This is a genomic window from Kitasatospora sp. MBT63 (assembly GCF_000710465.2).
Lineage (GTDB): Bacteria > Actinomycetota > Actinomycetes > Streptomycetales > Streptomycetaceae > Kitasatospora.
In genome coordinates, this window is sequence record NZ_JAIZ01000725.1 from 1 (window position 1) to 263 (window position 263).

Below are 263 nucleotides of genomic sequence, written 5' to 3' on the forward strand. Positions count from 1 at the left end.
TGTCGACCCGGAAGGGGACCGCTGTGACCAGGGTGAAGGAATCCATCGAGGTGGACGTCCCGCTGCACGCCGTCTACAACCAGTGGACGCAGTTCGAGGACTTCCCGCAGTTCATGGACGGCGTGGAGGAGGTCCGCCAGACCGACGACCGGCACTGCCACTGGTCGACCAAGGTGGCCGGCGCCCGCCGTGAGTTCGACACCGAGATCATCGACCAGCTCCCCGACGAGCGGATCTCCTGGCGCACCATCGGCGGCGACGTC

General features: G+C 66.9%; 1 protein-coding gene. It reads left to right on the plus strand.

The window, feature by feature from the left end:
• Positions 1–23 precede the first annotated feature (23 nt).
• Positions 24–263: SRPBCC family protein (locus AA75_RS37745; RefSeq protein WP_033824952.1), on the plus strand; the 240-nt coding region annotated here is incomplete at its 3' end.